The 22,883-nt window shown below is 71.4% G+C and carries 18 protein-coding genes and 1 riboswitch; of the genes, 13 read left to right on the forward strand and 5 right to left on the reverse strand.

Features of this window, described 5'->3' with window-relative positions:
* Positions 1 to 282 precede the first annotated feature (282 nt).
* The 5 genes from H0E84_RS02740 to dusB all read left to right on the forward strand — a co-directional run bounded on the left by H0E84_RS02740 (position 283) and on the right by dusB (position 5,446).
* On the forward strand, positions 283 to 846 hold the full coding sequence (locus H0E84_RS02740; RefSeq protein WP_180677093.1) for a TMEM165/GDT1 family protein: 564 nt from the start codon (positions 283 to 285) through the stop codon (positions 844 to 846).
* 41 nt (positions 847 to 887) lie between these two features.
* Positions 888 to 2,021, forward strand: coding sequence for a GGDEF domain-containing protein (locus H0E84_RS02745; protein WP_180677094.1), 1,134 nt, complete (start codon positions 888 to 890; stop codon positions 2,019 to 2,021).
* A 97-nt stretch (positions 2,022 to 2,118) separates the two neighbouring features.
* Entirely contained in the window at positions 2,119 to 3,414 is a 1,296-nt protein-coding gene (locus H0E84_RS02750) for a NupC/NupG family nucleoside CNT transporter (protein ID WP_180677095.1), read from the forward strand.
* A gap of 10 nt (positions 3,415 to 3,424) precedes the next feature.
* Positions 3,425 to 4,369, forward strand: a complete 945-nt coding sequence (locus H0E84_RS02755; RefSeq protein ID WP_180677096.1) for a ribokinase — start codon at positions 3,425 to 3,427, stop codon at positions 4,367 to 4,369.
* A gap of 66 nt (positions 4,370 to 4,435) precedes the next feature.
* The gene (dusB, locus tag H0E84_RS02760; RefSeq protein WP_180677097.1) at positions 4,436 to 5,446 is read left to right on the forward strand and encodes a tRNA dihydrouridine synthase DusB; all 1,011 of its coding nucleotides are present in this window, start codon (positions 4,436 to 4,438) and stop codon (positions 5,444 to 5,446) included.
* Between the two features lie 318 nt (positions 5,447 to 5,764).
* Here dusB and H0E84_RS02765 read toward each other — a convergent pair whose 3' ends face one another.
* From H0E84_RS02765 to olsF, 3 genes are read right to left on the reverse strand one after another with little or no spacing between them, the layout of a single operon-like run.
* Positions 5,765 to 6,793: a metal-dependent hydrolase gene (locus H0E84_RS02765; protein ID WP_180677098.1), complete on the reverse strand. Its 1,029-nt coding sequence runs from the start codon at positions 6,791 to 6,793 to the stop codon at positions 5,765 to 5,767.
* A gap of 32 nt (positions 6,794 to 6,825) precedes the next feature.
* Positions 6,826 to 7,641 (reverse strand): UDP-2,3-diacylglucosamine diphosphatase, encoded by an 816-nt coding sequence (locus H0E84_RS02770; RefSeq protein ID WP_180677099.1) that lies wholly within the window; start codon positions 7,639 to 7,641, stop codon positions 6,826 to 6,828.
* Positions 7,638 to 9,359, reverse strand: a complete 1,722-nt coding sequence (gene olsF / locus H0E84_RS02775) for a bifunctional ornithine lipid synthase OlsF (protein ID WP_180677100.1) — start codon at positions 9,357 to 9,359, stop codon at positions 7,638 to 7,640. The genes H0E84_RS02770 and olsF overlap by 4 nt, the downstream gene beginning before the upstream one ends.
* A gap of 277 nt (positions 9,360 to 9,636) precedes the next feature.
* Between olsF and metK the strand changes: the two genes are divergently transcribed.
* The 3 genes from metK to ahcY all read left to right on the forward strand — a co-directional run bounded on the left by metK (position 9,637) and on the right by ahcY (position 14,590).
* Complete coding sequence (gene metK, locus H0E84_RS02780) at positions 9,637 to 10,857, forward strand: methionine adenosyltransferase (protein WP_180677101.1); 1,221 nt, start codon at positions 9,637 to 9,639, stop codon at positions 10,855 to 10,857.
* A 124-nt stretch (positions 10,858 to 10,981) separates the two neighbouring features.
* Positions 10,982 to 12,853 (forward strand): SEC-C metal-binding domain-containing protein, encoded by a 1,872-nt coding sequence (locus H0E84_RS02785; RefSeq protein ID WP_180677102.1) that lies wholly within the window; start codon positions 10,982 to 10,984, stop codon positions 12,851 to 12,853.
* A gap of 133 nt (positions 12,854 to 12,986) precedes the next feature.
* Positions 12,987 to 13,085: riboswitch (S-adenosyl-L-homocysteine riboswitch) on the forward strand.
* 50 nt (positions 13,086 to 13,135) lie between these two features.
* Positions 13,136 to 14,590 carry an adenosylhomocysteinase gene (gene ahcY / locus H0E84_RS02790; protein WP_180677103.1) on the forward strand — a complete coding sequence of 485 codons (1,455 nt, stop codon included), beginning with the start codon at positions 13,136 to 13,138 and terminating at the stop codon, positions 14,588 to 14,590.
* A gap of 177 nt (positions 14,591 to 14,767) precedes the next feature.
* Here the strand turns inward: ahcY and H0E84_RS02795 are convergent, their stop codons facing one another.
* Entirely contained in the window at positions 14,768 to 15,895 is a 1,128-nt protein-coding gene (locus tag H0E84_RS02795; RefSeq protein ID WP_180677104.1) for a GGDEF domain-containing protein, read from the reverse strand.
* Between the two features lie 238 nt (positions 15,896 to 16,133).
* Here H0E84_RS02795 and metF point away from each other — a divergent pair, with 238 nt between their 5' ends.
* From metF to H0E84_RS02815, 4 genes are all read left to right on the forward strand, one after another.
* The gene (gene metF, locus H0E84_RS02800; RefSeq protein ID WP_180677105.1) at positions 16,134 to 16,976 is read left to right on the forward strand and encodes a methylenetetrahydrofolate reductase [NAD(P)H]; all 843 of its coding nucleotides are present in this window, start codon (positions 16,134 to 16,136) and stop codon (positions 16,974 to 16,976) included.
* A 54-nt stretch (positions 16,977 to 17,030) separates the two neighbouring features.
* Positions 17,031 to 17,621 carry a DUF4124 domain-containing protein gene (locus tag H0E84_RS02805; RefSeq protein WP_180677106.1) on the forward strand — a complete coding sequence of 197 codons (591 nt, stop codon included), beginning with the start codon at positions 17,031 to 17,033 and terminating at the stop codon, positions 17,619 to 17,621.
* A gap of 248 nt (positions 17,622 to 17,869) precedes the next feature.
* The gene (locus tag H0E84_RS02810; RefSeq protein ID WP_180677107.1) at positions 17,870 to 19,120 is read left to right on the forward strand and encodes a M12 family metallo-peptidase; all 1,251 of its coding nucleotides are present in this window, start codon (positions 17,870 to 17,872) and stop codon (positions 19,118 to 19,120) included.
* Between the two features lie 149 nt (positions 19,121 to 19,269).
* Positions 19,270 to 20,181, forward strand: coding sequence for a branched-chain amino acid transaminase (locus tag H0E84_RS02815; protein WP_180677108.1), 912 nt, complete (start codon positions 19,270 to 19,272; stop codon positions 20,179 to 20,181).
* Between the two features lie 159 nt (positions 20,182 to 20,340).
* Here the strand turns inward: H0E84_RS02815 and H0E84_RS02820 are convergent, their stop codons facing one another.
* Entirely contained in the window at positions 20,341 to 20,931 is a 591-nt protein-coding gene (locus tag H0E84_RS02820) for an alpha-ketoglutarate-dependent dioxygenase AlkB family protein (protein WP_180677109.1), read from the reverse strand.
* Positions 20,932 to 21,191: 260 nt separating this feature from the next.
* Between H0E84_RS02820 and H0E84_RS02825 the strand changes: the two genes are divergently transcribed.
* Positions 21,192 to 22,823: an electron transfer flavoprotein-ubiquinone oxidoreductase gene (locus H0E84_RS02825; RefSeq protein ID WP_180677110.1), complete on the forward strand. Its 1,632-nt coding sequence runs from the start codon at positions 21,192 to 21,194 to the stop codon at positions 22,821 to 22,823.
* Positions 22,824 to 22,883 lie beyond the last annotated feature (60 nt).

Below are 22,883 nucleotides of genomic sequence, written 5' to 3' on the forward strand. Positions count from 1 at the left end.
CCCGGGCCGCGCCGGGCTCGCCGCGCCGTCCGCACGCTTTCGCGCCGGCGCCCGGCATGGACCGCGCCGCGGCCCCTGCGCCGTTGCCGTACAATCGGCCCACTTCCTTTCGGGGAGTAGCCCACCCGCCGGTGGCGGGGCCGCGCGTCAACATGCTTGGCAGTCGCCATGGCGCGCGGGACCTCGAGTCGGGCAAGACCGGAGGCAGACGTCGCGCATACCCGGCCGGGCTGCGCCGACGTTCGCCTGCCGTCCCCCGGCGCCCGGCCGCGGATCCCCGCCTTGGACGCCCTGCTCGTCTCCACACTTGCGGTCGCGGTCGCCGAGATCGGCGACAAGACCCAGCTGCTGGCCTTGCTGCTGGCGGCGCGCTACCGCAGGCCGTGGGCGATCATGGCCGGCATCCTGCTGGCGACGCTGCTCAATCACGCCCTGGCGGCGTGGTTCGGCGCGGCATTGTCGGACTGGCTGCCGCAAGGGCTGTTGCGGGTGCTGGTGGCCGCCAGCTTCGTGGCGGTGGCGCTCTGGACGCTGCGCCCCGACCGGCTCGGCGAGGACGAGCGGCCGCAGGCGCGCGGCGGCGCCTTCGCGGCGACCGCGGTCGCATTCTTCCTGGCCGAGATCGGCGACAAGACCCAGGTGGCGACCGTGCTGCTGGCGGCCAAGTACGATGCGCTGGGGCCGGTGATCGTCGGGACCACGCTGGGGATGCTGCTGGCCAATCTGCCGGTGGTGCTGCTGGGCGCCCGCTTCGCCGATCGCCTGCCGCTGCGCGCCGCACGGCTGGCCGCGGCGCTGTTGTTCCTGCTGCTCGCCGGGTGGGTGGCGGTGCGCGGAATCGGCTGAACGCGGCCCGCGCTATGCTGCGTGGCGGAGGGCAGCACACCATGCGCGAGGGCGATACGGGGGGATCGGGGATCGTCGCCAGCCTGCTGGCGAGGCCCGACGAACTGATGCTGGAACTGGGCGCCGGCGGCGAGTTGCTGGTGGCGAGGGTGCGGGCGCTGCTGTGCGCGATCGTGCTGCTGTTGCCGCTGCTGGCGGCCGCCGGCGGCGCCAGCACCACCGAGGTGCTGATCGGCCTGGGTGCGGCGGTCTTCATCAACCTGATGGCCCAGGTCTGGCTGGCGCTGGCGCGGCAGCTGCGTCGCCATCGCTGGCTGTCGCACGCGACCAGCATCTACGACGTCACCGTGACCAGCTGCGTGCTTGCGCTGCTGGGCTGGTACGACCCGGTGGCGGGGATGAACAGCGCCGTGGTGTGGTGCTTCTACGTGATCGCCATCGTCCTCACCGCGCTGCGCAACGACGGCCGCCTGACCCTGTACATCGGCGCGCTGGCGATGCTGCAGTACCTGGCGCTGGTGAGCGCGATCTTCCTGCTGGCGCCGCCGCGGCAACTGGTGTCGATCGACTACGGCAGCGCCTCGATCGGCGCCCAGGCCGAGCGCCTGGTGCTGCTGCTGATCGTGACCCTGGTGACCGCGACGATCGTGTACCGCATGCAGCGCCTGGTCGAGCTGTCCGGCCGCGACGGCCTGACCGGACTGCCCAATCGCGCCTGGCTGCTGCACAGCATGCCGCACACTTTCGAGGCGGCGCGCGCCTCAGGCGCCTCGCTGACCCTGGCGATGCTGGACCTGGACGGGTTCCGGCGCATCAACGACGAGGCCGGCCACCGCGGCGGCGACCGCGCGATCCGCCACGTCGCCGCGGAGCTGTCGGCGATGCTGGAGGAGAACGAGCACATCGCCCGCATCGGCGGCCAGGAGTTCGTATTGCTGCTGCGCTGCCCGGTCGGCAGCGCCTGGGAGCGCCTGGACCGCCGCCGCCGGCTGCTGTCCGGGCGGCCGTTCCAGGCCAGCCGCGGCGGCGATCCGCAGCGCCTGACCTTCAGCGCCGGCGTGGCGGCGTGGCCGCAGGACGGTGCCGACCTTTCCGCACTGCTCGGCACCGCAGACCGCCGCCTGCAGCAGGCCAAGCGCGAAGGGCGCAACCGGGTGGTGGCGCGGGATTCGTGATTGGGGTTCTCCGGCCCCGGGGGAGCCTGCCGGTTGCCCCCCGCCCCCCCTCCCCTTACCCTGCGCCGACCGGAAAGATCATGCCCAGGGGCAACGGATGGAAGGTTTGACGCGGGTCGGTTTCGGCCTGTTGGGGCTTGCTGTGCTGCTGGGCATCACCTGGTTGTTCTCGAACAACCGTCGCCGGGTCGACTGGCGGCTGGTCGCGATCGGCCTGGGGCTGCAGATCGTGATCGCCTGCCTGGTGCTGCTCACGCCCTGGGGCGCGCAGATCTTCGATGCGCTCTCCACCGGCTTCGTCACCCTGCTGGGGTTCACCACCGAGGGCGCGCGGTTCATCTTCGGCGACTTCACCGACCCGGACAAGTTCGGCTTCGTGTTCGCCTTCCAGGTGCTGCCGACGATCATTTTCTTCGCCAGCTTCATGAGCGTGCTCTACCACCTCGGGGTGATGCAGAAGGTGGTGCAGGGGATGGCCTGGGTGATCACCAGGCTGATGCGCGTTTCCGGCGCCGAGACGCTCTCGGTCTGCGCGAACGCCTTCATCGGCCAAACCGAGGCGCCGCTGGTGGTGCGCCCCTACATCGCCGGGATGACGCCCTCGGAACTGATGACCCTGATGGTCGGCGGCATGGCGACCATCGCCGGCGGCGTGCTCGGCGCCTACGTCCTGCTGCTCGGCGGCGGCGACCCGGTGCAGCAGGCGGTCTACGCCAAGCACCTGATCACCGCCAGCATCATGGCGGCGCCCGCGACGATCGTGATCGCCAAGATCCTGGTGCCGGAGACGCGCGAGCCGCTCACCCTGGGCAGCGTGCGCGTCGAGGTGGAGAAGACCACCGCCAACGTGATCGACGCCGCCGCGGCCGGCGCCGCCGACGGGCTCAGGCTGGCGCTCAACGTGGGCGCGATGCTGCTGGCCTTCATCGCCCTGATCGCGCTGCTCAACTGGCCGCTGGTGTGGCTCGGCGAGGCGACCGGCCTGCAGGATGCGCTCGGCCGGCCCACCGACCTGTCCGCGCTGCTGGGCTGGGCGCTCTCGCCGCTGGCGTGGCTGATCGGGGTGCCGTGGCAGGATGCCGCCACCGTCGGCAGCCTGATCGGCACCAAGGTGGTGCTCAACGAGTTCGTCGCCTACGTGCAGCTCGGCGAGATCCTGCGGGGCAACGTCGAGGGCGTGTCGCTGACGCCGCAGGGCACCCTGATCGCCACCTACGCGCTGTGCGGTTTCGCCAACTTCAGCTCGATCGCGATCCAGATCGGCGGCATCGGCGGGATCGCCCCGGAGCGGCGCGCCGATCTGGCCCGCTTCGGACTGCGCGCCGTGCTCGGCGGCTCGATCGCGACCATGATGACGGCGACCATCGCCGGCGTCCTCACCCTGTTCACCTGAGGGCGCCGCGATGCCACGCGTTCTCGTCGCGGGTTCGTTCAACGTCGACCATGTCTGGACCGCCGCGCGCCTGCCGCATCCCGGCGAAACCCTGGGCGGCCGTTACGCCACCGGTCCCGGCGGCAAGGGCTTCAACCAGGCGGTGGCCGCGCGTCGCGCCGGCGCCGACACCACGTTCGTCTGCGCGCTCGGCGGCGACGCCGGCGGCGAGCTCGCGCGCGACCTGGCGCGCGGGGACGGCATCGATCTGCGCGAGGCGCCGAGCGCGGCGCCCACCGGCACCGCCGGCATCTACCTGGACGAGGCCGGCAACAACAGCATCGTCATCGGCGCCGGCGCCAACGCCGACCTCACCGCGGACTTCGTCGCGGCACAAGCGGACGCGTTCGCGGATGCCGCGGTGGTGCTGGTGCAGCTGGAATCCCCGGCGCCGGCGATCCTCGCCGCGCTGCAGCGCGCGCGCGCCGGCGGCGCACTGGCCATGCTCAACCCGGCCCCGGCCAACGCCGAGGTGGGCGCGGAACTGCTCGCGACCAGCGATATCGTCACTCCGAACGAAACCGAGTTCGCCGGGCTGCTGGAAAGGCGCGGCGGCCGTTCCCCGAGCGGCGCCGGGGCGGGCGCCCTGCCCGATGCTCAGCTGCACGCACTGTGCCGCGAACTCCTTCCGCACGGCACCGTGGTCCTGACCCTGGGCGGCGCCGGCTGCTTCGTCTCGCATGCCGACGATCGCCGGCGCGGCGACGCGGGGTCCTGCTACAGGGTCGCGGCGGCGCCTGCGACGGTCGTCGATACCACCGGCGCCGGCGACGCCTTCAACGGCGCGCTGGCGGCATCCCTGGCGCTGCGCCCGACGGCGCCCTTCGCCGCCCATGTCGATTTCGCCACCCGCTACGCGGCGGCATCGACCGAGCGTGAAGGCGCGGCGGCGGCGATGCCGCGGCTGACAGCCTGACCGCGGGCGCCGGCCCGCGCCCGGCCAGGTCGTCCGCCCAGGGCGGGGATGGGCGACAATGGCGCCATGCAGATCGGGCCCCATCGCATCGTCCCGCCCGTGATCCTCGCGCCGATGGCGGGGGTCACCGACAAGCCGTTCCGGCAGTTGTGCAAGCGCCTCGGTGCCGGGCTGGCGGTCTCCGAGATGACCACCTCGGACCCGCGCCTGTGGAACACCCGCAAGTCGCGCCACCGCATGGACCACGCCGGCGAGCCGGATCCGGTCGGCGTGCAGATCGCCGGCACGGTCCCGCAGATCATGGCCGAGGCCGCGCGACACAACGTCGGCCAGGGCGCGCAGATCGTCGACATCAACATGGGCTGCCCGGCGAAGAAGGTGTGCAACGCCTGGGCCGGCTCGGCGCTGATGCAGGACGAGGCGCTGGTCGCGCGCATCCTCGAGGCGGTGGTCGCCGCGGTGGACGTGCCGGTGACGCTGAAGATCCGCACCGGCTGGTGCGCGCAGCGGCGCAACGCGCCGGAGATCGCGCGCATCGCCGAGGCTTCGGGCATCGCCGCGCTGGCGGTGCACGGCCGCACCCGCGATCAGCAGTACCGCGGCGAGGCCGAGTACGACACCATCGCCGCGATCAAGGCGCAGCTGTCGATCCCGGTGATCGCCAACGGCGACATCGACTCGCCGCAGAAGGCCGCCGAGGTGCTGCGCCGGACCGGCGCCGACGCGGTGATGATCGGCCGCGCGGCGCAGGGCCGGCCATGGATCTTCCGCGAGATCGCCCACTACCTCGCGACGGGGAAATTGCTGGCGGCGCCGTCGCTGGTCGAGGTGCGCGACGTGCTGCTCGGCCACCTGCAGGCCCTGCATGTCTTCTACGGCGAACCGGCCGGCGTGCGCATCGCCCGCAAGCATCTGGGCTGGTATGCGAAGGACCGGCCGGAGCACTCGAGCGAACAGCGGTCGGCCTTCCGCGCCGTGGTCAACCGCGCGGACGCCGCCGAGGCGCAGATCGCGCTGACCCGGGACTACTTCGATGCGCTGATCGCGGGCGAGGCGCCGTTGTCGGCGGCCGCCTGAACGCAGGCTTCCCGAGTGCAGCCGCGGCCGCTGATGTCGCTGCCGCGAGCGCCCCGTTGCGCGAAGGCCGGAGCCCGGCGACGCACCCGGAATCACCGCCATCCCGGCCGGAGCCTGCCGCGGCCGTCGCCATCGGCCGCTCCTGCGGTGCGGTCGCCGGCAGCGCGATCCCTGTAGGAGCGCGCCATGCGCGCGAAAGCCGGCGCGGGCGGCTACGCCCGGAATCACCGCCGCCCCGGCCGGAGCCTGCCGGGGCCTTCGCGGCCATGGGCGGCGCCCACGAAGGCGGCCGCTCCGTTCGCGGCCTCGGCACTCGTCTCACCCTGCCGGAGGGTCCGCCTGGCGCGGCTCGTTCCAGATCCGCGTCCACATCTCGCCCAGGCGTCGGCGCGCCTGCCACGGCCACGACAACTGCTCCGGGGGGATCGGGCGCCAGCCGGCGCCGTCGCGTTCGGCCACGGCGAAGTTGAAGCTGTAGTCGGGTTCGGCGCCCATGCGCAGATCGCTAACTACCAGCCGGCCGTCGCGGACCTGGGCCTTCATGAACCCGTGGTTGAACCAGGCCAGGCGCCGCACCGCCGGCAGCGCGGCGGCGTCGGCCAGGGCTGCGGTCTCGGACGGAAAGCGACGAAAGCGCATCGGGCCGCGGTCCGCAACCAGCGAGCGCTCGCCCTCGACGAAACCGTCTGGCGTCATCGCCACCACCCGCCAGAGCAAGGTGTTGAACGGCATCGGCACGGAGAAGCGCGGCGCATCGGCCAATCCCAGGCCGGCCAGAGCGCGGCCGGCCTCGCGGTCCACCATCTCCTTGGCCAGCAGAGACCAGCCGAGGTAGACCGAACTCAGCGCCAGCCCGAGCACGAGCGCGCGCCTCGCGATCGGCCGCGTGCCGGCGAAGGCGGCCACCACTACGCCGAGGAACAGCCACAGCGTGTACATCGGATCGATGATGAACACGCTCGACCACATCACCGGCGGCAGCGGCAGCGGCCACAGCAGCTGGGTGCCGTAGACGGTGAAGGCATCGAGCAGCGGATGGGTGACCAGGGCCAGCTGCATCGCCCAGAACCAGCGCGCGGGCGCCTCGGCGACGCGGCCGCCGCGACGCCGGAATACCGCCCAGATCGCCCAGGCCACGAACGGCAGCACCAGCAGCGAATGGCTGAAGCCCCGATGCAGCGTCATCAGCGCGACGGGATCGTCGGTCAGCAGCATGATCGGGAAGGAATCGAGGTCCGGCAGCGTGCCGAGCGCGGCGCCCGCGAGCAGTGCGGCACGACGGTGCCGCTTCGGCACCACCGCGGCAGCGACGGAGGCACCGAGCAGAATCTGGGTGAAGGAATCCATGCCGCGATGCTAGCAGGGGGCCGGAACGGCGCTTACGCAGCGCGCGGCAGCGGGGAATCCCCGGCCACCAGCCGCAGGCGCGGCGGCACCTCGGCCAGCACTTCGCCGTGGTGCGAGAGCAGGCGCAGGCAACCGTCGGTCTCTTCCACCAGCGCGGTCCGGCTCTCCACCCAGTCGCCGTCGTTGGCATAGACCAGACCGTCGCGCTGCAGCAGGGCGGCGCGATGGATGTGTCCGCAGACGATCCCGTCCAGCCCGCGCCGGCGCACGTCGTCCAGTCCCGCCTGCACGAAGCGTTCGATGTAGCGCTCGGCGGCGCCGCTGCGGCGCTTGAGGAATTCCGACAGCGACCAGTAGCGCCGCCCCAGCCGTCGCCTGACGTAGTCGAGGGCCTGGTTGCCGGTGAGGATGCGGTAGTACAGCCAATCGCCGAACTTTTCCTGCAGCCCGCCGAAGTGGGTGATCGCGTCGTAGTCGTCGCCGTGGGTGACCAGCAGCCGGCGGCCGTCGGCGGTGGCGTGGATGGTGCGCCGACGCAGCTGCATCGCCGGCAGCATCACCCCGCAGAAGCGGCGCACGGCGCGGTCGTGGTTGCCGGGCACGTAGATCAGCTCCGCCCCGGCGCGGTGCTGGGCGTGCAACGCCTCGACCACCCGCTGCTGCGCCGCGCCCCAGCGCGCGCGCCGCTGCGCCATCCACCACAGGTCGACGATGTCGCCGACCAGGTACAGCCGCCGGCAGCGCAGTTCGCCCAGAAACTCCGCCAGCTCGGCGGCATGGCAGTGTTTGGAGCCCAGATGGAAGTCGGACACGAAGACAGCCCGCCGCATCGGTGCCGTCGCGCTCATGCCGCGGCCTCCGCCCCGTCGGCGCGCACGGCCTCGCCCTCCCCCAGGTATCGCTGCCGCTTCCTCGGCCGCAGCCGCTGCATGTCGACCTCGATCAGGCCATCGATCGAATCGCTGAAATCCGGATCGACGCCGAACGCCAGGAACCGCGCACCACCCGGTTCGCACAATTCGGTGTACTGCTTGTAGAGCGTCGGCACGGCGCTGCCGGTCGCGGCCAGGTTCTGCCGGAGCACGCGAAAGGCGGTGTCCGCGTCCAGCTCGCCGAAGCACGGCGGCGCGGCGAAATAGCGGAACGGCCGCGGCGACGCCGCCAGCGGCTCGTCGCTGCCGTAGTAGCGCTGGTAGTAGGCGACCAGCTGCTCGCGCGCGGCCAGCGGCAGTGCCGCGCTGATCGACACCGCACCGTACAGATAGCGTACCCGCGGCCAACGCCGCAGATAAGCGCCGATTCCCTGCCACAGGTAGTCGAGGCTGCGGCCGCCCCAATAGTCCCGCACCACGAAGCTGCGCCCCAGCTCCATGCCCTCGGCCAGCCTCGGCACCGCGTCGTCGGCATAGCGGAACAGCGAGGCGCTGTAGAGGCCGCCGAGCCCGTGCCGGGCCAGCAGCGGGGCGACCCGGGCGACGCGGTAGGCGCCGGCGATCCGCGAGCGCGATGCGTCCCAGACCAGAATGTGCTCGTAGTGGGCGTCGAAGCGGTCGAGGTCCCGACTGCGGCCGGTCCCTTCGCCGACCTCGCGGAAGGTCAGCTCGCGCAGGCGGCCGAGCTCCAGCAGCAGCGACGATTGCGCGCTTCCCCGCAGCAGCCGGATCTCCATGCCGTCGGCGGTCGCGCCCAGCAGTTCGGTCGCCGCGAGCTCCCGCCGCAGCCGCCGCGGATCGAGCGCCGGGGCGAGCGCCTGCGCCGGGGCCGGTGCGCGGCTTCCGCGACCGAGCGCATACAGCGTGGCACGGATCCGGCGCAGCGCCGAGGCCGCATCGCCGTCGCCGACCCGCAGCGGCTCGCCGATGGACAATTGCATCGGCCGCGATCGCCGCGCGAACATCTCCCGCGCCAGCAATGCGGTGCCCGCCGGCTTGTACAGGACCGATGTGCCGTAGAACAGCGCCGAGTTGCGCGCCACGATCCGCACCGGCAGCACCGGCGCCGCCGCGGCCCGCGCATACCGCACCACCCCCTTGCGCCAGCGCCCGTCGCGGACGCCGCGCCATCCCAGCCGCGAGACCTCGCCAGCGGGGAACACGATCACGCAACCGCCCGCGGCCAGCGCGCGGCCGACCGCGCGCAGGCCGGCGGCATCGGCGCGACCGCCGAGGATTCGCACCGGCAGCAGCAGATCCTCGAGCGGCGCGATCGCCGACAGCAGGTCGTTGGCGACGATGCGCACGTCGCGCCGCACCCGCCCTACGCAGTCGAGCAGGGCGAGCGCGTCCAGCGCGCCGGAAGGATGGTTGGCGACCACCAGCAGACCTCCCGCCGCCGGGATCCGCGCGAGCGCTTCGTCGGCCACGTCGTAGCGCGCCTGCAGGAAACGCAGCGCGCAGGCGACGAAGTCGAAGCCGCGCAGATGCCCGTGGGCGGCCAGGAAGGCATCGATCTCGTGCAGCCGCGACCAGCGCCCGAGCGTGCGCAGCAGCGGCCGCACGAGACGCGCGCGGCGCCCGCGAAACCAGTGCGGAAAGCGTTGCTGCAGGCGCTGTTCGAGTTCGAGCATGTCGCGTGGCGGTGGCCCTGACGGCCGCCAGCCTGCGCCCGCCCCGAGACCGGCCGGTTGCGGGAATGCTGCGCGGGCGTGACAGCGCCCGCATTCCCGCCCCTCGGGGCCGCGAGCCGGGCTGGGCCCCGTCCTGGACCGGCCTCGCGGGTCGGGGTGCGCCCTCTTTCGGAGCTACTGGCGGACCCCTGCCGCCAAGCGCGCCGCGCTCGCGCGGCCGCCGCCGCCGCTGTATCATGCCGGCCATCCTTTCATCCGAATACAGGGATACAAGTCGATGTCGAGCTATCTCTTCACTTCCGAGTCGGTCTCGGAAGGCCACCCGGACAAGGTCGCCGACCAGATCTCCGACGCCGTGCTGGACGCGATGCTGGCGCAGGACAAGCGCGCCCGCGTGGCCTGCGAGACCATGGTCAAGACCGGCGTGGCGATCGTCGCCGGCGAGGTCACCACCACCGCCTGGGTCGACCTGGAGTCGCTGGTGCGCAAGGTCATCACCGGCATCGGCTACGACAGCTCGCAGGTCGGTTTCGACGGCGAGACCTGCGGCGTGCTCAACCTGATCGGCAAGCAGTCCACCCATATCGCCCAGGGCGTGGACCGCAAGAAGCCCGAGGAACAGGGCGCCGGCGACCAGGGCCTGATGTTCGGCTACGCCTGCAACGAGGCGCCCGAGTACATGCCGGCGCCGATCTACTACGCCCACCGCCTGGTCGAGCAGCAGGCGAAGGTGCGCAAGAAGAAGAACTCGCCGCTGCCGTGGCTGCGCCCCGACGCCAAGAGCCAGGTGACGCTGCGCTACGACAGCGACAACCGCATCCTCGGCCTGGACGCGGTGGTGCTGTCGACCCAGCACGATCCGGGCGTACGCCAGAAGGACCTGATCGAGGCGGTGCGCGAGCACGTGCTCAAGCCGGTGCTGCCGAAGAAGTGGCTGGACTCGCTGGCGAAGAAGAAGCTGCACATCAACCCCACCGGCATGTTCGAGATCGGCGGGCCGGTGGGCGACTGCGGCCTGACCGGGCGCAAGATCATCGTCGACACCTACGGCGGCATGGCCCGCCATGGCGGCGGCGCCTTTTCCGGCAAGGACCCGTCCAAGGTCGACCGCTCGGCCACGTATGCGGCACGCTACGTCGCCAAGAACGTGGTCGCGGCGGGCCTGGCGGACAAGTGCGAGGTGCAGGTCAGCTACGCGATCGGCGTGGCCGAGCCGACCTCGATCTCGGTCACCACCTTCGGCACCGGACACATCAGCGACGAGAAGATCGAGAAACTGATCCGCGCGCATTTCGACCTGCGCCCGTACGGCATCGTCAAGATGCTCGACCTCATCCACCCGGTCTACCAGGCCACCGCCGCCTACGGCCACTTCGGCCGCAAGCCGAAGGAGGTCGATTACGTCGACGGCGCCGGCAAGCGGCAGACCGCGACCGCGTTCTCCTGGGAGAAGACGGACCGCGCCGAGGAACTGCGCAAGGCCGCCGGGATCAAGTAGGCCTGGCTGGATCGCATCGCCGTAAACGGGCCGCGCAAGCGGCCCGTCCTGATCCCGAACCAAGCGGTGCCTCGAAGCACCCGCCACGACGGGCGACCAACTCGCTAGTCCATGCGCCACCCAGATGAGCCACCCGCACGATCCAGATGATCTCTCCGACGCGTCCGGCGACGCGCTGGACCTGTTCGTCGGAGCCATCGTCGGAGCCATCGTCCGTCGGGCCTCGACCGCGGACCTGAGTCGGCTGGCGGCGCAGTCGGCCCCATTGCTGTTGCCGCTGCTGCCTGAGCATCCGGATGCGCGCGAAGACGTCCAGGCGATGGCACGCATGCTGGCCCGCTGCGTCGCCGACCACACGCCACGCCCCGAGCGCCGTTTCGCGGTGCTGAAGTCGCCCAGGCCCGGCCGCAACGATCCCTGCGACTGCGGCTCCGGACGAAAATTCAAGCAGTGCTGTCTGCCTTTGGAGAGCGGTGCCCCGGCGAACCCGATCGAGGGCATGAACCTGCTGCCCTACGTGCTCGACAACTTGCCGCGCAGGCGATGGGCGGAACTGGTCGGGAGCGCCATCGATCCGTTGGCTGTGGACTACGCCGCAAGAGCGATGCTCGAGGGAGACGAGGCCGATCGCGCCATCGCCCTGCTCGAACCGTGGTTCGCGGGCACCGCGGAAATCTCCGGCCGGCTGGAGCCGCTGCTCGACAGCCTGCTGGATGCGTATTCGGTACTGGCGCGGCCGCGCAAGAAGCGGACGCTAATCGAGCGCGCGCTGGAGCACGGCGACCGGATCATCCGGTCCAGCATGCATCAGCGTCTGGCGACCATGGCGGCCGACGAAGGCGACTACGGGACCGCGTGGCGGCATTTCCGCGAGGCGCAGCGCGAGAACGCCGATGCCGCATCGCTGTCGCACCTCGAGGTGATCCTGCTGCTCAATCAGGGCGAATCCGAGCGAGCGCGGGAGCGCGCCCGCTTCTGGATCGCGCGACTGCGCCGCATCGATCCGGTCGGTCACGCCGGTCTGATCGGCCTCCTGGAAGAGCTGGTCGAGAACGGGGCCGAGGCGCTTGTCGACATGCAGACCGGCCTCGGCGAGGAGCTCGACGCGCTGCGCGGCCTGGCGCGGGCGGCTCCGGCGCCGATGGCGGCGCACGGGTTCGCCGGCGGCAGCGGCGAGGATCTGGGAATGATGGTTCCAGATCGCGAACTTGCCGCCGCCCTCGATGCCTGGCGCGAAGTGTTCCCACAGGTCGGGCCCGCCCTGACCTCGCTGGTGATCGAGGAACATCCCGCATGGGACGTTGCCGACACCTGGCTGAGATGCCTGCGCGAGCGGCCGCTGCTGTGGCAGAGCTTCGACGTGCTCGACGATCTGGTGCTCGCGCTGACCGCGGTCTACGTGCCGGGCATCGAGCCTCTGCGCGACGCCTTGCTCGGTCGCGCCGAGACCCTGCTGCATCTGACCCTGGACCCGCATACCGGGAAAACTCTCGAATGGGGCCATATGGCGAACCGCCCCGCGCTGCGCCTGCTGGCCCAGTACATCGCCACCGACGACGAACAGCCCGGCGACGCGACCCTGGCACGAATGGAATGGGCGCTGGCGCTGAATCCCGGCGACAAACACGACTATCGGACCGCGGTGGCCGCCGCGAGGCTCGAGCGGCGCGAACCGGAACGCGCCCTCGAAATCGTCGTGCGCTATCCGGAGGATACGTCGCTTTGCTTTGCCCGCGTGCTGGCGCTGTATGCGCTCGGCCGCGAGGGCGAGGCGCTGCAGGTGCTCCGGCAGGCGCACGCGCTACTGCCGCGCATCGCGCCGATGCTGGCCGCCGCGCGCCCTCGCAAGCCGGCTCTGGATCCGCGCTGGTACACCTACGGGGGTGCCGACCAGGCCTGGCATCACCGTGAGCGGTTCCTGGGCGCCTGGCAGACCTGCGAGGGCGCGCTGCCATGGCTGCGCAAAGCGCTGAAAGCGCTCGGTCGGGCCGGCTGAGGCGCCTGCGCCTCGGCGATCGGCGCGCTGCCGGACCCGGACTGGCGCGACGGCCCAGGCCCGTCCCGGCCGCGCCGGCGGCGCCAGCCCGCCGGTCATCCTTCCATCCGCAAGAGGCGATATAATCGCCGGGTCCGCCGAGGGGCGCTGCGACCGGCCGCCTGCGCATTCATGCGTAGGCGACGCACGGCCAGGCTCGGCGGGTTCCACGCATCAACGGCGCCCGGTTGCCTTCACACGGCCCCGCCTTCGGCGCGGGTGCCACGAACCGGAGCAGAACCCATGAACGCTGTCGTCAAGCCAGCCGCGGACACCTCGTCCAGCGGCGACTACCGCATCGCCGATATCTCCCTGGCCGACTGGGGCCGCAAGGAGATCGACATCGCCGAGCACGAGATGCCGGGCCTGATGTCGATCCGCCGCAAGCACGCCGCCGAGGCCCCGCTCAAGGGCGTGCGCGTGACCGGCTCGCTGCACATGACCATCCAGACCGCGGTGCTGATCGAAACCCTGAAGGACATCGGCGCCGACGTGCGCTGGGCCTCCTGCAACATCTTCTCCACCCAGGACCACGCCGCCGCGGCGATCGCCGCCACCGGCACCCCGGTGTTCGCCTGGAAGGGCGAGACCCTGGAGGAATACTGGGACTGCACCCTCGACGCGCTCAGCTTCCCCGACGGCAAGGGCGGCTTCCTCGGCCCGCAACTGGTCGTGGACGACGGCGGCGACGTGACCCTGCTGATCCACAAGGGCTTCGAGCTCGAGAACGGCAGCGACTGGGTCGAGTCGCCCTCCTCCAGCCACGAGGAGCAGGTGATCAAGAACCTGCTCAAGCGCGTGCACCAGGAGCGCCCGGGCTTCTGGACCACCGTGGTCAAGGACTGGAAGGGCGTCTCCGAGGAGACCACCACCGGCGTCCACCGCCTGTACCAGCTGGCCGAACAGGGCAAGCTGCTGATCCCGGCGATCAACGTCAACGACTCGGTCACCAAGAGCAAGTTCGACAACCTGTACGGCTGCCGCGAGTCGCTGGCCGACGGCCTCAAGCGCGCCCTGGACGTGATGCTGGCCGGCAAGGTGGCCGTGGTCTGCGGCTACGGCGACGTCGGCAAGGGTTGCGCGGCATCGCTGCGCGCCTACGGCGCTCGCGTCATCGTCACCGAGATCGACCCGATCTGCGCGCTGCAGGCGTCGATGGAGGGCTTCGAGGTCACCACGATCGAGGATACGCTGGGCCGCGCCGACATCTACGTCACCACCACCGGCAACAAGGACATCATCACCGTGCAGCACATGCAGGCGATGAAGGACCAGGCCATCGTCTGCAACATCGGCCACTTCGACAACGAGATCCAGGTCGATGCGCTGAAGGCGCTGGAAGGCGTGGAGAAGATCAACATCAAGCCGCAGGTCGACAAGTTCGTGTTCGCGAACGGAAACGCGATCTTCCTGCTCGCCGAGGGCCGCCTGGTGAACCTGGGTTGCGCCACCGGCCACCCGAGCTTCGTGATGTCGAACTCGTTCTCCAACCAGACCCTGGCGCAGATCGACCTGTGGGCCAACAAGGAGCTGTACGACCCCAAGGTCTACATCCTGCCCAAGCGCCTGGACGAGGAGGTCGCGCGCCTGCATCTGGAGAAGATCGGCGTGAAGCTGACGAAGCTGAGCAAGGAGCAGGCCGAGTACCTCGGCGTCCCGGTGGACGGACCGTTCAAGCCGGAGCACTACCGGTACTGATCCCGCCCGGGCACATCGCCGTCACCGCAACGGGCGCCGCATGGCGCCCGTTGCGCGTCTGGAGCCGCCCGGATGCGATCCGGCCGGCACCGCCAGGCGGATGCGCCGGCTCGGCCGCCGACCGACCGGCATGCCTCGCGCATGCGGGTTCAACGTGCGGACTTCACTCGGCGGGCTTCAATCGCCGGGGGCGCACTCGGTGCGGTTGCGGCCGCCGACCTTGGCACGGTAGAGCGCCGCATCGGCTTCCCGGTACAGGGCGTCGGCGCCGGAGTGGCGGCCGGCATCGAAGCCGCAGCAGCCGATGCTCGCCGTCACCACCTGCCGGATGCCGTCGAACTCCAGCGGCACGCGCGCCAGGGCCTCGCGAAAGGCGTCGGCGCGGACCCGCGCAGCGGCCCGGTCGACGGCAAGCACCACGCCGAATTCCTCGCCGCCCAGCCGGGCGCACAGCTCGCCTTCGCCGGGGAACGCCTCACGCAGCCGCGACGCGAACCGCAGCAGGCAAGCGTCGCCGGCGAGGTGCCCATAGGTGTCGTTGATGCGCTTGAAATGGTCGATGTCGAGGATCAGCAGCGACAGCGGCCGGCCGCCGCCGGCCACCTCCATCGCCTGCTCGAGCGATTCGGAGAATTCGCGCCGGTTCGGCAAGCCCGTCAGGCCGTCCACACGGCTCTGGGTGGCGAACGCGTCGCGCTGCTGGCGCAGCTCCTCCTCCAGCTCCAGGCGCGTCCAGTATTCGCGGTGGCTGCGCCCCATGACCAGCAGCATGTAGGCCATGTAGACCAGCCAGGTCGCGCCGACCCCGAACGCCACCTCGCGCCAGAGCACCGCCAGCGTGGGCGCCATGACGGCGGCGATGGCGAACGCGGACGGCAGCCGGCGCATGCACAGGGTGTGCGCGATGGCCATGCCGAAGGCCCCCGAGAACAGCAGCGCGATCAGCGGCGCGGGTTGCGGCAGCGCCGCCTGGCTCCACGCGCTGAAGGCTCCCCAGGCCGCCGCCGTCGCGAGGATCACGGCCCAGAGCCTGCGCAGGTAGCGGCGCGCCTCCCGCTCGTCCGGCGCCGCCGCCACCGGCAGCGCCACGCGCACCACCGCCAGCATCACCAGCGTCCCGACCACCAGCAGCCCCGACAGCCGGTACGGCGGCGCGAAGCCGGTGACCCCGAACGCGAGCGCCGCGGCGACGCCGTAGAACCACCCCCCGAGCCTGGCGCGCTGCCGGGTCTCGGCCACCTCCTGCGCGAGCAGGTTGCGGGCACGCGACCGGCCGGGCTCCTGGGTGGCGGGACTATCTGGCATCCGTGCAGGTTAAGCGGAACGCGACCCCGGCGGCACTCGCTGCAGCGCGACAGGACCCGCCTCCGGACGTTCCCGGGCGGACCGCATGCAGCGCCGGCCGGCAAGCGCGGAGCGACCCGGCAGTGCCCGGCGCCCCGCCCGTCCCGATCCACCGAGCAGCAGAGTGCAACCCGGCCAAGATTTCACTTTCATCGCGATAAAGAGATACCATTCACGCGAACCCGCCCCGCCCGCCGCGATGACCCCGATCTCCTTCGAGTTCTACCCGCCCAAGACCGACGACCAGCGCGCGCAGTTGGACCGCAGCGCCCGCAAGCTCAAGGCATACGGCCCGGAGTACGTGTCCTGCACCTTCGGCGCGGGCGGCTCCACCCTGAGCTATACGCCGGAAACCATCCGCGGGCTGCGCGAGAAACATGGCTTCGACGCGGCGCCGCACCTGTCCTGCGTCGGCGGGACGCGCGAGGAGATCCGCACCTTGCTGCAGCACTACCGCGAGCTCGGCTGCCGCCGCATCGTCGCCCTGCGCGGGGACCTGCCCTCCGGCATGGGCCACCCCGGCGACCTGCGCTACGCCTCGGACCTGGTGGCCTTCATCCGCACCGAGTTCGGCGACGCGTTCACGATCGAGGTGGGCTGCTACCCCGAGACCCACCCCCAGGCCGACGACGCGCTGGCCGACCTGCGCCACTTCAAGGCCAAGGTGGACGCCGGGGCCGATGCCGCGATCACCCAGTACTTCTACAACGCCGACGCCTACTTCTACTTCGTCGACGCGGCGCGCAGGGCCGGCATCGAGGTGCCGATCGTGCCGGGGATCATGCCCATCGCCAACTTCACCCAGCTGCGGCGCTTCTCGGAGGCCTGCGGCGCGGAGATCCCGCGCTGGATCGGCAAGCGCATGCAGGCCTACGGCGACGATGCCGAGTCGGTGCGCTCCTTCGGCGCCGACGTGGTGGCCGGCCTGTGCGAGCGGCTGCTCGCAGGCGGCGCGCCGGCGCTGCACGTCTACACCCTCAACCTCGCCCGCCCCACGCAGACCCTCCTCGAGCGCCTGGGGGCCGTGCGCGCGCCAGCCTGAACACGCGGCATGGATCCACTTCCCGGTGCCCGCCCCCGGCGCTAGGCTGGCACGATGTCCCGCAGCCCGATCACCGGTGCCCTCCTTCCCGCCGTGGCATCGGCGCTGCTCATGCTCGCTCCGGAGCCGGCTGCGGCGCAGATCAACCGCTGCACCACACCCGACGGCGGAACCATCTACACCGACCGGAGATGCAGCGACCTCGACGCGGTCGAACGCCTGCCGCGCGACGGCGCCGGCGGCGGCGCGGCGCGCGCCTACCGCGGCGGGTGCGCGCGCAACCTGCACGACCTGATCCACGAGATGACCGTCGCGATCGACAGCCGCGACGTCAACCGCCTGGCCGGCGTCTACCACTGGACGGGCATGTCGCACCGCGCCGGCTACGGCACCATGGACCGGCTCGACCGGATCGTGCAGCAGCCGCTGGTCGACATCGTGGCGCTGCGCCCGGCCACGCCGGTGGTGGTGGTGGAGCGGGCCGGCATCAGCGCCAGCGTGAGCGCCGACAGCAGCGTGCGCGTCGCGGGCGATCGCCGGCCGGTGGCGCTGCGGGTCGAGCAGACCGCGGGCGGCGGCGCGGCGCCGGTGCGCACCATCTTCGGGCTGCGCCGGCACCTGGACTGCTGGTGGGTCAGCCTCTGAGGGTCGCGGTGCGGCGTTCCGTCGCCCTCGCCGTCGCCCTGCGTGAAAGGCCCGTCACGTCGTTGAACTTCCGAACGGCGCCCGTCACAGCGGTTCAGGCGCGACTTCACAGAAGCGCACGAACGCCGTGGTGACCGGGGCGGCGCGGGCGTAGCGTCGCTGGCAGGGATCGCATTCCCCCGCGACCGTCGCGATCCCGCCCGCCGGCGCGCGCGGTGCGCACCGGTCCCCAACCGGAGAGAGTCGTGATGACCAAACGCCAGCTTCCAGCAGTCCTCGCGCTTGCGCTAGCCGCCTGCCTCGGCACCGCCGCCAGCGCCGCCGAGCCCGCCCCCCTGTTCTCCCCGCTGCTCGAGAGCGCCGCCGCCAAGGCTGGCCCGGACCGCGTGCTGAGCGCGATCCAGGGCGATCACGCCGTGGTCGCCAGCCGCCTGGTGGCGGCCGATGCCGCCCAGGTCGCCGAGTCCACCGAGGTGCTGGTGCTCGAGCTGGAGCCTGGCCTGCGCGTGCGCAGCGAACGACAGGTCGCCTACCGCAACCCCGACGGCACCATCGTCTGGTCGGGCCTGCTCGATGCCGACGAGACCCGCGCGCGGCTGCGGCTGTTCGGCGACGCCGAGGTGGCCGACGCCCCCGAGGCCTCGGTGCTGATCGTGCGCAACGGCGAGCGCCTCACCGGCACGGTGCGCGCGGGCGGGCGCCTGTACCGGATCAGCCCGCTCGCAGGCGGCGGACACGTCGTCGCCCGCATCGACGAAGCGCTGATGCCGCCGGATCACCCTGCCGGCTACCGCGCCCGGCCGTCCTCGGCGATCGAGCTGGATCCCGGGATGCTGGCGGACAAGGCCAATACCGTGGTCCGCGTCGGCGTGCTGGTGGCCAACTCCGCGGCCAGCGCCATCGGCGACGTGACCGGCTTCGCCAACCTGGCGGTGGCCGAGAGCAACCAGGGCTTCGCCAACAGCGGCGTCGAGGTCACCCTGCAGCTGGCCGGCGTGTACACCGTGGCCTACAACAGCGCCGGCTACAGCAACGACCTGTTCCGTTTCGCCTCCACCAGCGACGGCCACCTGGACGGCTGGCACGCGACCCGCAACAGCATCGCCGCCGACGTCAACGTGCTGGTGATCAACAACAGCTCCTCGTGCGGCATCGGCTATCTCAATTCGAGCGCGACCAGCGCCTTCAGCGTGGTGCACTACAGCTGCGCGACCGGCTACTACAGCTTCGGGCACGAGATCGGCCACAACTTCGGCGCGCACCACAATCCGGAGGCGCCGGCCAACAACACCACCTATCCGTACGGCCACGGCTACCTGCATCCGGGGTCCGCCTGGCGCACCGTCATGGCCTACAACTGCCCGTCCGGCTGCAATCGGATCAACTACTGGTCCAATCCCGGCCGCACCTACGGCGGCGCGGTGATGGGCACTGCGGCCAGGCACGACAACGCCCGCCTGCTCAACGGACGCCGCGGCACCGTCGCCGGCTTCCGCTGACGATCGGGAACGAAGACGCGCCGCCCCTACGGGCGGCGCGCCCTTCCCGCCCGGGTCGCTGCAGCGTCGCGGCTTCCTGCCCCGTCGCGGCCTACCCGAAACCGGCCGCCGGTCTGGCAGAATGCGCCGTCCCCATGCGAGGCGGCCCGATGCAGTACCCCGAATGGATCTGGCACAACGGCGCGATCAAACCCTGGGCCGAGGCCACCACCCACGTAATGGCCCACGCGCTGCACTACGGCTCGTCGGTGTTCGAGGGGATCCGCAGCTACCGTACCCCGGACGGCCCGGCGATCTTTCGCCTCACCGACCACAACCGCCGGCTGTTCGCTTCGGCGAAGATCCACGAGATCGACATCCCCCATACGCTGGAGGAGCTCAACGCCGCCTGCCGCGAGGTGCTGTTGCGCAACCGGCTCGGCGCCGCCTACCTGCGGCCGGTCGCGTTCCGCGGCCTCGGCGGCTTCGGCCTGTCGGCGGAGACCCCGGTGGACGTCGCGGTGGCGGCCTGGAACTGGGGCACCTATCTCGGCGAGGGCGTGCTCGAAACCGGCATCGACGCCTGCGTGTCGAGCTGGCAGCGCTTCGCCCCCAATACCATCCCCGCCGGCGCCAAGGCCGGCGGCAACTACCTGTCCGGCCAGCTGGTCGCACGGGAGGCGCGACGGCTGGGCTTCGGCGAGGGCATCGCCCTGGCCTCGACCGGGCTGCTCAGCGAGGGCGCCGGGGAGAACCTGTTCCTGGTGTTCGACGGCGCGCTGCACACGCCGCCCACCAGCGCCGCGCTGCTCGACGGCATCACCCGGCACAGCCTGATCGCGCTGGCGCGCGAAGACGGCATCGCGGTGATCGAGCGCGACCTGCCGCGCGAGTACCTGTACCTGTGCGACGAGCTGTTCATGTGCGGCACCGCCGCCGAGATCACCCCGATCCGCTCGGTCGACGGCCGCCAGGTGGGTGCCGGCCGCCCCGGCCCGGTCACGCAGCGGCTGCAGGCACTGTTCTTCGGCCTGTTCGACGGCACCACCCCCGACCGTCACGGCTGGCTCGAGCGGGTGTAGGCATGCGCCCAGCGCGCGAAGCCCGAGAACGGGGAGCGGCCACACTCGCGCCGCGCCCGTAGGAGCGGCCCATGGCCGCGAAAGCCGGCGCAGTCGGCAACCCCCGGAGTCACCGCCAGGCCGGCCGGAGACTGCAGCGACACTCGCGGTCTTGCAGCCTCACCCACCGATCGCGATCCGCCGGAACGTCAGGTTGATCCGCGGCCCCACCGGCCGCGTGGTCCGCGCCAGCGCGTGCCGGTAGCGGCGCTGGGTGTCGCCGCGCATCAGCAGCAGGCTGCCGTGCGGCAGTTCCAGTGTCAGGCGCCCGCCGCCATCGCGCCGCTTGAGGAGGAACCGCCGCGTCGCGCCCAGGCTGACCGAGGCGATGCAGGGCCGCGGGCCGAGTTCCGGCTCGTCGTCCGAATGCCAGCCCATGCGGTCGCCGCCGTCGCGGTAGAGATTGGCGAGCACGCTGTTGAAGTCGACGCCGAGCTCCGCCCGCAGGCGCACGCGCAGCGTCAGCAGCACCGTCGGCCAGGGGTGCGGTTCGAAGCGGGTGCCCGAGTACCGATAGCTGGCGCCCGGATCGCCGATCCAGCAGCTGCGCCGCGGGCTGTCCACTTCGCGCCCGAACATGCGGATACGGTGCACCTGCCATGCGATGCCGGCGGACAGCGCCGCGAACAGCGCGTCGGCCGGTCCCGCATCGAGCCAGGTGGGATCGAAGGCCAGGTCGCCGTCGGGTAGCGGGATCGCACTCAGGGCCATGCATCGTCTCCGGATTCGGTCCAGGCGCCGTTTCGTGCGGGCCGGGCGTGGCGCTGGAGTCGGCCCCGCCCGCCGCCAACGTCGGCCGCTGCGGCAACCTCGCCGGTCCATTCTCGTCGAACCGCCGGCGAAGACGCATCCCGGCCCGAGGGCGACGGCGCGCCCTCGCGAAGGTCTTGCTCCATGCGTCCATCCGCCGGCGATTTGCCGCATCCTCGGCAAACCCGCGACAATCGTCCGATGCCATCCGGGAAGCCAGCATGAACCAGCCAGCCGAAACCGAAGCGCGCGACGTGATGGAATACGACGTGGTCACCGTGGGCGCAGGGCCCGCGGGGCTGGCGTTCGCGATCCGCCTCAAGCAGCTGAACCCGGAGATCTCGGTCTGCGTGATCGAGAAGTCCAGCACCATCGGCGCGCACATCCTCTCCGGCGCGGTGATCGAGCCCGGCCCGCTCGACGCCCTGCTTCCCGGCTGGCGCGACAGCCCGCCCCCGGTCTGCGTGCCGGCCGCGGAGGACGAGTTCTGGCTGCTGTCGAAGGACGGTGGGCGCAAGGCGCCGATCGTGCCGCCCGGCATGCGCAACCACGGCAATTTCATCGTCTCGCTGGGCGCGATGTGCGCCTGGCTCGCGCCGCAGGCCGAGGCCCTGGGCGTGGAGATCTTTCCGGGGTTCGCCGCCGCCGAGACCCTGCACGACGACGACGGCGCCGTGACCGGCGTGCGCATCGGCGACATGGGCATCGCCAAGGACGGCTCGCAGAAGCCCGGCTACGCCCAGGGCATCGACATCCGCGCGAAGGTGACGGTACTGGCGGAAGGCGCCCGCGGGCACCTCACCAAGCGCCTGGTGAAGCGCTTCTCGCTGGATGCCGGCAGCGACCCGCAGGCCTACTCGATCGGCATCAAGGAACTGTGGCAACTGCCGGCCGGGCGCGGCACGCCGGGGAAGATCGTGCACACGCTGGGCTGGCCGGCCGACAGCCGTACCTACGGCGGCAGCTTCATCTACCACCTGGAGAACGACCAGGTGGCGATCGGCTACGTCAGCGGCCTGGACTACGCCGATCCGAACTACGCGCCGTACGAGGCGTTCCAGCAATGGAAGCACCATCCGACGGTCAAGCCGCTGCTGGAAGGCGGCAACATCCTCTCGGCAGGCGCGCGCGCCATCGTCACCGGCGGCTGGCAGTCGCTGCCCAAGGTCGAGATGCCCGGCGCGCTGCTGATCGGCGATACCGCCGGCCTGCTCAACGTGCCCAAGATCAAGGGCACCCACCAGGCGATCCGCAGCGGCATGCTCGCCGCCGAGCACCTGGCGGGCGGCGGGCTGGAGCCGGCCGGGTTCGACGCCAGGCTGCGTGCCTCGCATGCGATGAAGGAACTGCACAAGGTCCGCAACATCAAGCCCGGCTTCAAGCGGGGTCTGTGGTTCGGCCTCGTCAACGGCGCCTGGGAGACCGCCACGGCCGGGCTGTCGCCGTGGACGCTGAAAGTGAGCGCGGACTGGTGTTCGCTCGACGAGCTGGGCGAGCGCGAGCAGCCGGAACGCGACTACGTGCAGCGCGACCTGCCGCCGCGCGACCGCCTGGCCGGGGTGTATTTCGCCGCCACCGAGCACGACGAGGACCAGCCGGTGCACCTGATCGTGCACGACACCGAGGTCTGCGTGACCCGTTGCGCGGAGGAGTACGGCAACCCCTGCACCCGCTTCTGCCCGGCGGCAGTCTACGAGATCGTCGAGGACGCCGCCGCCGAACACGGCAAGCGCCTGCAGATCAACGCCGCCAACTGCGTGCACTGCAAGACCTGCGACATCAAGGATCCGTACGAGATCATCACCTGGGTGACGCCGGAGGGCGGGGCGGGGCCGAATTACCAGAACCTGTAGGGGTGAAGTCCAGTGTCCCTCTGATCGCCCTGCCGGGAATTCGGTGCTATACAAGCCTGA

The sequence above is a fragment of the Luteimonas salinisoli genome, from assembly GCF_013425525.1.
Classification (GTDB): Bacteria; Pseudomonadota; Gammaproteobacteria; order Xanthomonadales; family Xanthomonadaceae; genus Luteimonas; species Luteimonas salinisoli.

Excerpts from the sequence above, each read along its gene's own strand:
- H0E84_RS02745 (WP_180677094.1), top strand. The coding sequence starts at position 888 with ATGCGCGAGGGCGATACGGGGGGATCGGGGATCGTCGCCAGCCTGCTG.
- H0E84_RS02750 (WP_180677095.1), top strand. The coding sequence starts at position 2,119 with ATGGAAGGTTTGACGCGGGTCGGTTTCGGCCTGTTGGGGCTTGCTGTG.
- H0E84_RS02755 (WP_180677096.1), top strand. The coding sequence starts at position 3,425 with ATGCCACGCGTTCTCGTCGCGGGTTCGTTCAACGTCGACCATGTCTGG.
- dusB (WP_180677097.1), top strand. The coding sequence starts at position 4,436 with ATGCAGATCGGGCCCCATCGCATCGTCCCGCCCGTGATCCTCGCGCCG.
- H0E84_RS02765 (WP_180677098.1), bottom strand. The coding sequence starts at position 6,793 with ATGGATTCCTTCACCCAGATTCTGCTCGGTGCCTCCGTCGCTGCCGCG.
- H0E84_RS02770 (WP_180677099.1), bottom strand. The coding sequence starts at position 7,641 with ATGAGCGCGACGGCACCGATGCGGCGGGCTGTCTTCGTGTCCGACTTC.
- olsF (WP_180677100.1), bottom strand. The coding sequence starts at position 9,359 with ATGCTCGAACTCGAACAGCGCCTGCAGCAACGCTTTCCGCACTGGTTT.
- metK (WP_180677101.1), top strand. The coding sequence starts at position 9,637 with ATGTCGAGCTATCTCTTCACTTCCGAGTCGGTCTCGGAAGGCCACCCG.
- H0E84_RS02785 (WP_180677102.1), top strand. The coding sequence starts at position 10,982 with ATGAGCCACCCGCACGATCCAGATGATCTCTCCGACGCGTCCGGCGAC.
- ahcY (WP_180677103.1), top strand. The coding sequence starts at position 13,136 with ATGAACGCTGTCGTCAAGCCAGCCGCGGACACCTCGTCCAGCGGCGAC.
- H0E84_RS02795 (WP_180677104.1), bottom strand. The coding sequence starts at position 15,895 with ATGCCAGATAGTCCCGCCACCCAGGAGCCCGGCCGGTCGCGTGCCCGC.
- metF (WP_180677105.1), top strand. The coding sequence starts at position 16,134 with ATGACCCCGATCTCCTTCGAGTTCTACCCGCCCAAGACCGACGACCAG.
- H0E84_RS02805 (WP_180677106.1), top strand. The coding sequence starts at position 17,031 with ATGTCCCGCAGCCCGATCACCGGTGCCCTCCTTCCCGCCGTGGCATCG.
- H0E84_RS02810 (WP_180677107.1), top strand. The coding sequence starts at position 17,870 with ATGACCAAACGCCAGCTTCCAGCAGTCCTCGCGCTTGCGCTAGCCGCC.
- H0E84_RS02815 (WP_180677108.1), top strand. The coding sequence starts at position 19,270 with ATGCAGTACCCCGAATGGATCTGGCACAACGGCGCGATCAAACCCTGG.
- H0E84_RS02820 (WP_180677109.1), bottom strand. The coding sequence starts at position 20,931 with ATGGCCCTGAGTGCGATCCCGCTACCCGACGGCGACCTGGCCTTCGAT.
- H0E84_RS02825 (WP_180677110.1), top strand. The coding sequence starts at position 21,192 with ATGAACCAGCCAGCCGAAACCGAAGCGCGCGACGTGATGGAATACGAC.